Source organism: Ochrobactrum teleogrylli (assembly GCF_006376685.1).
GTDB classification, from domain to species: domain Bacteria; phylum Pseudomonadota; class Alphaproteobacteria; order Rhizobiales; family Rhizobiaceae; genus Brucella; species Brucella teleogrylli.
On the sequence record NZ_VEWL01000030.1, the window covers coordinates 1 to 6557 of the forward strand.

Consider the following 6557-nt stretch of genomic DNA (forward strand, 5'->3'; position numbering starts at 1 on the left):
TAAGGCAGTCACAAAACGCGCCCCTCTCAAAAACAAAACCCGCCGAAAAATATCGGCGGGTTTGTCAGCAGCCTGAGCCGCATCAAAGATGCGGCTTCAGCGACGGCTCTAATTGCGAGAGGCTCAGCGAGCTCTCCGGCAACGTTCAATTATTGGCAACGGCAACCGAACGTCCGGCGATGGAAACCCACTGGCCGGAATTGGAAGGCGACTGCATCTTGATATAACGATAGGACGTCTTCTCGAGCGGCAGAACCTCGTCACGCATATTGTCGAGAATATAATCGCCATGATCGGTGCGGGCGGTCAGCACGATATGCGCCTCGCTACCCTGCACCATGGTAATCAGAAGCTGCGAGGCACTGATGCCGCGCGCCATCAGCTGCGCGCGCTTCATCAGAACATAATCCTCGCAATCGCCCTTGCCGTTGACCGGCATGGTCCAGTAGTCGCGCTTGCCGTAATTATCCTGATCGGAAACCGGCTTGATACGGTGATTGACGGAGCTGCTTACGCTTTGCAAAAGCTTCAGGCGCTGCGGTGTCAGCTGCATCGGGGGCAATACACTATGGCTGCGGCAATCGCGTGGATTGCGCCCGCAATAGTCTTTGTGTCCGTAAGGGATGCTTGTCAGTCCGCCCGCTTCACTCCACTGTGCAGCCTTGGCTGGAACCATTGTTGCTCCGAAGAGCGCCATCATGCCTGCTACAGTTGTGGTGATTAAACGCATACACAGTTTCCCATTTTGAAAAAAGTTCCCGCTGACCGGCCCGTTTCCCGGGTCTCGTTATCAACTCTTTTTTAACTAACGATGACAGGGGCCATCCGGTCAAGGAAATTTCGTTCCCGAATTGCAACCAAGTTGGAAAAGCGCGTGAAGAGTGAATTTTCTGCCATGGTCAGAGCCAAGGTTTGTGGTTCCATCCGGACGCGTCCCGATCTAGTCTCACACAACAGACGATTCTTGAGTAAGAAGCCGACACCATGAGCCTTTCAGTCAATCCCGCCGAAAATCTTGCCGCCCTGATCCGCTGCCCATCCGTAACGCCTGCCGAAGGCGGCGCGCTGACGGCGCTCGAAGCGATGCTGAAGCCATTGGGCTTTTCCGTCGAACGCCCCGTCTTCAGCGAAGAGGGCACGCCCGACATCGAAAACCTCTATGCGCGCAAATCCGGTAATGGGCCGCATCTGATGTTTGCCGGTCATACGGATGTGGTGCCGCCCGGCGATGAAAACGACTGGAAGCACCCACCCTTCTCAGCCGCCATCGAAGACGGCATCATGTATGGGCGCGGCGCTGTAGACATGAAAGGCGGCGTTGCCTGTTTCGTTGCCGCTGTGGCGCGCCATATCGAAAAGCACGGCAGCCTCAAGGGCAGCGTCTCCTTCCTGATCACCGGTGACGAAGAAGGCCCGGCAGTCAATGGAACGGTGAAACTGCTCGACTGGGCAAAGCAACGCGGCGAAAGCTGGGATGCATCCATCGTCGGCGAACCGACCAATCCCAACACGCTTGGCGATATGATCAAGATCGGTCGTCGCGGTTCGCTTTCCGGCACGATCACCGTTCAGGGCGTGCAGGGCCATGCGGCCTATCCGCATCTGGCGGAAAATCCGGTGCGCGGCATCACCACGCTGGTGGACAGCCTGCTTTACCCCGCCTTCGATGAGGGCACGGCGGATTTTCAGGCCAGCAATCTGGAAGTCACCACCATTGATGTTGGCAACAAGGCCACCAATGTCATTCCGAACAAGGCAACGGCTTCGTTCAATATCCGTTTCAACGACACATGGACCTCAGAAAGCCTGCAGGCCGAGATCAGCGCGCGCCTCGCAAAAGCAGCGCGCAACAATCGCCTGCGTCCGGGCCGCGACACGCCGATCAGCTATGAACTGACATGGCGCGAAAGCCCGAGCCATGTGTTCCTGACCCGCGATGAAAAGCTGATCGGCACGCTGACTGCTTCCGTCGAGGCCGTGACTGGCAAGCGACCGGAACTGTCGACGTCCGGCGGCACGTCCGATGCGCGCTTCATCAAGGATTATTGCCCGGTGGTGGAGTTCGGCCTTGTGGGCCAGACCATGCATATGGTCGATGAACGTGTGGCCCTTGCCGACCTCGAAGGACTGACACAGATTTATGAGCGCTTCATCGCTGACTTCTTTGGGTAAATAAGGTTCTTCATGCCGAGCCTGGACGATATTTTCAGATATTTTCGGGGCGTCTGGAAAATGATGCTCGGTCGCCGCGACGGTCTCGATTATCTCGATATAACCGCCGAGGGGTTCTGGTCTTCGTTTTTCGCAATAGCGGTGGCTCTGCCGCCGCTTTTTGCCAGCTGGGTGGCCTATGCCGCCGACCTCACCGCCGGACGCGAGGAAGCGGGCATCCGCTTTGCCATCGTGCTGCGGGCCGCCTTCGTCGATGTGGCGGCGTGGGTGGTGCCACTGGCCATCATCGGCATGCTGGCCAAGCGGATCGGTATCGTCAAACGCTATGCAGCCTATGTGATCGCCACCAACTGGGGCAGCGCGTTGCTGGCTTGGGTCTTTGCGCCGATCACGCTGTTACAGCTGTTTTTTCCCGGACGCTTCGATGTGGCGACGCTGTTCGCGCTGATCATGTTCGGCGCTTCGATTGTGCTGAGCTATCGGCTGACCCATGTGGCGCTACAACGCCAGCACGCGTTTGTCGCGCCATTCTTCGCCTGCGTCTTCTTCGGGTCGCTGTTCCTTACCGTGCTGCTTCAGCAGATTTTCGGCATCGGCTTCGACCCGCATGCTTATTAGAGCATTTCCAGCAAAAGTGCGAAGCGCCTACGCGGGGAAATCAGTTCACTGGACTGATTTCTGATCCCGCTTCGATACGCAGGATAATGCGTAAAAACAAATAGATAGAGCGGTTCCACGATTCCGTTTTAACGGAGCCGCTCTAAAACGGAAAAGCGTAATCGACGCCGATCAGATAGAGACCGTAAGGTGGCGCGACCTGTCCGCAAGCCTTGCGGTCTCTTGCTTCAAGCGCCGCCTGCAAATCATCCGCCGTCCAGCGACCGACGCCCACTTCCATCAGGCTGCCCGCGAAGGATCGCACCTGATTATGCAGGAAAGAGCGCGCCGAAACGCGCATTTCGATGATCTCGCCATCGCGCGTAATATCAAGCCGGTCAAGCGTCTTCACCGGGCTTTTGGCCTGACATTGCGTGGCGCGAAACGTGGTGAAATCATGTTCACCCAGAAGCAGCTGCGCTGCTTCGTGCATCGCCTCGTGGTCGAGGCGCTTCTGCACCCACCAGGCGCGCTGATAATCGACGGCCAGCGGCGCACGCCGATTGTGGAAGCGATAGAGATAATGTCGCCCCTGCGCCGAAAAACGCGCATCGAAACTCTCGGTCGTCTTCTCGACATTGAGGATGCTTACGCGCTCATTGGCCATGACCAGATGCGCATTGACCGCATCGCGCACCTTGCCCGCGCCCCAATCCTTCGTGAGATCGACATGCGCAACCTGCGCCGTCGCGTGAACGCCTGCATCGGTGCGGCCCGCAGCACTTAACGCCAGATCCTCGCCGCAGAATTTCTTGAACGCCTGCTCGATAGCACCCTGAACCGTGTGGCCGTTTTCCTGACGCTGCCAGCCCGCATAGGGCGTGCCGTCATATTCGACCAGAAGCTTGTAGCGCGGCACGGGCCTACGAAACCTTCGTAACCGCTGCGCCGCGCAGAAAGTCCTGCGCAGACAAGGACTTGCCGCCCGAACGCTGCAAGGTGACGAGGCGCACAGCGCCCTCGCCACAGGCAACCGTCAGCCGGTCGTCCAGCACCGTACCCGGCGCACCGGAACCTTCGGCCAGCGTCGAACGCTGAAGTTTTACGCGCTCGACAGCGCCGTTGATTTCCATCTCGCACCAGGCACCCGGAAAAGGTGCAAGGCCGCGAATTGCATTGTGCACATCGCGGGCTGGCTTCGACCAGTCAATGCGTGCTTCGGCCTTGTCGATCTTGGCGGCATAGGTGACGCCTTCTTCAGCCTGTGGCTGTAGCGTCAGACTTTCGCGTTCAAGCGCGCCCAGCGCCCGCACCATCAGATCAGCGCCGATCATGCTCAAGCGATCATGCAATTCGCCCGCCGTCATATCCGGCGTGATCGCCACTTTTTCAGCCATGGCGACCGGACCCGTATCAAGCCCCTCGTCCATCTTCATGATCATCATGCCGGTTTCGCTATCGCCCGACATGATAGCCCGCTGGATGGGCGCTGCACCGCGCCAGCGCGGCAGAAGCGAGGCATGGCCGTTATAGCAGCCGAGCCGCGGCGCATCGAGAATGGCCTTAGGCAGCAACAACCCATAGGCCACAACGATGGCGACATCGGCTTCGAGGCTCGCAAAGACGTCCTGTTCTTCCGCGCCCTTGAGGCTCTTCGGCGTGAAGACGGGAATGCCGAACTGCTCGGCCTTTTCATGGACAGGCGACTTGGTCAGTTCCAGCCCACGGCGTCCCGCCGGGCGCGGCGGCTGCGAATAGACCGCGACCACATCATAGCCCTGCCCGATAATAGCGGTCAGGATCGGCACGGAAAAATCCGGCGTGCCCATGAAGACGATACGCATTAAAGAACCTTCTTCGACGCCCGCTGGCTGGCGAGCTTCTTGAATTTTTTGATGACCATATCGCGCTTCAGCTTTGAAATATGATCAATGAACAGCACGCCATTGAGATGATCGATCTCGTGCTGCAGGCAGGTGGCCATCAGCCCATCGGCTTCCATCGCATGCGGCTTGCCATCGGCATCGAAATATTTGACCTGAATGGCGGCTGGCCGTTCCACTTCCGCATAATAATCCGGAATGGACAGGCAGCCTTCTTCATAGGTGCTGACTTCATCCGTCACACCGACAATCTCGGGATTGACGAAGACATGCGGCGCTTTTTCCTCGCCTTCCTTGGCAAGGTCGATGACGAGCATACGGATCGGCTCGCCCACCTGAATGGCGGCAAGGCCGATGCCCGGCGCGTCATACATGGTGTCGAACATATCGCCGGCAAATTTGCGCAGCTGATCGTCAAAGCGCTCCACTGGCTTGGAAACCAGGCGCAACACAGGATCGGGAAGGATGACAAGCGGTTTTACTGACATGCGCTTCACGTAATCGCTTGAGACAGAATCGTCAATTGTGCTTTGCAAAATGTTCTCGTTTTGATCTCTTCAAGGCAGTACGAATCAGCTAAGCTTGTTGCATGGAAAACCAGAACCTCCTGAATGGGCCGCTTTTGCAGCTTGGTGCCACATCGCTCACGCTGGGAGATATTCTTCTGGCTGGCATCGTGGTGGTCGTGCTTTGCCTCGTCATTTTCCTGATCACGGCGTCGCGCTCTGCACGCCTGCGCGCCGTTGCCGAAGCGCAGGCCGAAGACCGCGCCCGCGATGCCGAATATCGCATGGCGGAGATTCTCAAAGCACAGGCTGAGATGCAGGGCCGCATGCAGACCATGGCGGAGGTTTTCGGCTCGCGGCAGGCGGAATTGAACCAGTCGATCCGCGAAAGGCTCGATGGCATGACGCATCGCATCGGCCAGACCATGACGGAGCAGACGCGCTCGACCCATGAAAATCTTGCCAAGTTGCAGGAGCGTCTGGCCGTCATCGATACGGCGCAGAACAATATCCAGTCGCTCGCCGGACAAGTGGTGCAATTGCAGGCGATTCTCGCCAACAAGCAAACACGCGGCGCATTCGGCCAGTCACGCATGGAAGCGATCATCGCTGACGGCCTGCCGCAAGGCGCTTATGAATTTCAGGCAACGCTTTCCAACGGCACCCGCCCCGATTGCCTCGTGCGCATGCCCAATAAAGCGCCATCGCTGGTAATCGACGCCAAATTCCCGCTGGAAGCATGGAACGCCATGCGCGGAACGGAACATCCCGAAGCGCGAAAAACCGCCGTGGCGCAGTTCCGCCGCGATATGGAAATCCATATCAAGGATGTCTCCGACAAATATTTGATTCCCGGCGAAACGCAGGATACGGCGTTCCTGTTTGTGCCGTCAGAGTCGATCTTTGCCGATATTCACGAGCATTTCGAAGCGCTTATCCAGCGTGCGCACCGGGCGCGGATCGTGATTGTCTCGCCATCGCTGCTGATGTTGTCTATTCAGGTCATTCAAGCGATCCTGAAAGACGCCCGCATGCGCGAACAGGCGCATGTCATTCAGGGTGAAGTGATCCGTCTGATGGAAGATGTGGGCCGTTTGGACGAACGTGTGCGCAAGCTGCAAACCCACTTTGTGCAGGCCAACAAGGATATTGACGATATTCTGGTGTCGTCCAACAAGGTTACCCGGCGCGGCGCGAAGATCGAAGGGCTGGAATTCGGCGAAAAGCCAGCCGAGGAAACGCCACGGCCCCAAGCGAGACCAGCGGAAAGCGCGCCCACCCAAATGCGCCTGCGCGTGGTGGATGAGGACTGACCGTGTTTTCCCTCATCCTTGTACGTTGTCGATAGTGTAAAATAGGTGACGTGACGGAGGCGCGTGTCATCCTTGGGACTTGACCC

7 protein-coding genes are annotated in these 6557 nt (G+C 58.0%); 3 read left to right on the top strand and 4 right to left on the bottom strand.

Annotation, left to right across the window (positions count from 1 at the left end):
* Positions 1-145 precede the first annotated feature (145 nt).
* Positions 146-697 carry a transglutaminase-like cysteine peptidase gene (locus FIC94_RS22170; protein ID WP_109370293.1) on the bottom strand — a complete coding sequence of 184 codons (552 nt, stop codon included), beginning with the start codon at positions 695-697 and terminating at the stop codon, positions 146-148.
* A gap of 287 nt (positions 698-984) precedes the next feature.
* On the opposite strand from FIC94_RS22170, the gene dapE reads away from it, so the two are divergent.
* The gene (gene dapE / locus FIC94_RS22175) at positions 985-2172 is read left to right on the top strand and encodes a succinyl-diaminopimelate desuccinylase (protein ID WP_140026450.1); all 1188 of its coding nucleotides are present in this window, start codon (positions 985-987) and stop codon (positions 2170-2172) included.
* Between the two features lie 12 nt (positions 2173-2184).
* Positions 2185-2790: a hypothetical protein gene (locus FIC94_RS22180; RefSeq protein ID WP_140026451.1), complete on the top strand. Its 606-nt coding sequence runs from the start codon at positions 2185-2187 to the stop codon at positions 2788-2790.
* A gap of 142 nt (positions 2791-2932) precedes the next feature.
* Here the strand turns inward: FIC94_RS22180 and truA are convergent, their stop codons facing one another.
* The 3 genes from truA to def are packed head-to-tail and all read right to left on the bottom strand — an operon-like array spanning position 2933 to position 5140.
* Positions 2933-3688: a tRNA pseudouridine(38-40) synthase TruA gene (truA, locus tag FIC94_RS22185; RefSeq protein WP_140026452.1), complete on the bottom strand. Its 756-nt coding sequence runs from the start codon at positions 3686-3688 to the stop codon at positions 2933-2935.
* Between the two features lie 4 nt (positions 3689-3692).
* On the bottom strand, positions 3693-4613 hold the full coding sequence (fmt, locus tag FIC94_RS22190; protein WP_140026453.1) for a methionyl-tRNA formyltransferase: 921 nt from the start codon (positions 4611-4613) through the stop codon (positions 3693-3695).
* A complete protein-coding gene (gene def, locus FIC94_RS22195) occupies positions 4613-5140 on the bottom strand; it encodes a peptide deformylase (RefSeq protein ID WP_109370294.1) in 528 nt (175 codons plus the stop codon). The genes fmt and def overlap by 1 nt, the downstream gene beginning before the upstream one ends.
* A gap of 101 nt (positions 5141-5241) precedes the next feature.
* Between def and FIC94_RS22200 the strand changes: the two genes are divergently transcribed.
* Positions 5242-6471, top strand: a complete 1230-nt coding sequence (locus tag FIC94_RS22200) for a DNA recombination protein RmuC (RefSeq protein ID WP_140026454.1) — start codon at positions 5242-5244, stop codon at positions 6469-6471.
* Positions 6472-6557: the final 86 nt, after the last annotated feature.

Excerpts from the sequence above, each read along its gene's own strand:
- dapE (WP_140026450.1), top strand. The coding sequence starts at position 985 with ATGAGCCTTTCAGTCAATCCCGCCGAAAATCTTGCCGCCCTGATCCGC.
- FIC94_RS22200 (WP_140026454.1), top strand. The coding sequence starts at position 5,242 with ATGGAAAACCAGAACCTCCTGAATGGGCCGCTTTTGCAGCTTGGTGCC.
- FIC94_RS22180 (WP_140026451.1), top strand. The coding sequence starts at position 2,185 with ATGCCGAGCCTGGACGATATTTTCAGATATTTTCGGGGCGTCTGGAAA.
- def (WP_109370294.1), bottom strand. The coding sequence starts at position 5,140 with ATGTCAGTAAAACCGCTTGTCATCCTTCCCGATCCTGTGTTGCGCCTG.
- fmt (WP_140026453.1), bottom strand. The coding sequence starts at position 4,613 with ATGCGTATCGTCTTCATGGGCACGCCGGATTTTTCCGTGCCGATCCTG.
- FIC94_RS22170 (WP_109370293.1), bottom strand. The coding sequence starts at position 697 with ATGGCGCTCTTCGGAGCAACAATGGTTCCAGCCAAGGCTGCACAGTGG.